The 668-nt window shown below is 36.5% G+C and carries 1 pseudogene; it reads right to left on the reverse strand.

The window, feature by feature from the left end:
• Positions 1 to 333, reverse strand: a pseudogene (locus ACYQ2M_RS25205) (IS4 family transposase); the annotation flags it as partial.
• Positions 334 to 668: the final 335 nt, after the last annotated feature.

The raw sequence follows: 668 nt of genomic DNA on the forward strand, positions 1-668 counted from the left end.
ATAAAGATTTTCAAAGATGAACTGTAATTGCTCAAGGCCTCGTCCATTTATTATTTCAGAGAAGTTGCTTCTGCTAATCCCACCATCGGTAGCAATGTTGTCTTTGGCAAATTCGTTTTCGTCCAGATCTTGGATCAGATGCCGGGCGGATTTGTGCTCTTGGAGATGGAAATATACCAAAGCGTCTAATTGATCTTCAAAGGTCATTTTTAATGAGCGGTCTCCTCTTGAGTGTAGTTCCGATGCAAGTGTGAGCAACTCTACCAAAGGGGACTTGAACTTGTCAAAAGTCAAGGATTGAATTTTATGCTTTGGGATTGAAATATGTGCCATGTCGGTTCTCCTTGAAAACTTAAAAAGTTTTTCAAGGCGCGCCAAAATTTTTGCGCACATTTGTCAACAAAAAAAAAGAAATTTATAAAATTTTTTGCATCGGAATCACCTGCAAAAAACTAACCGGACATCACTGACAATTAATTGTTATTATAACTAAAAATATTATGTATACCATTTTTTCCCTTTAGCTGATTGGCATATAGAGCAAATTAGGTATTCCCTTATTTTTTGATTTTTTTCGTTAACTGCCAAATGGAAAATCGCATTGAAGCCGTCTTTAGAGGGGTGTAATAACAAAAACTGTATGGCAGCGTATTTTTTATCGTCAGCAG

This window comes from Desulfocicer niacini (genome assembly GCF_054657595.1).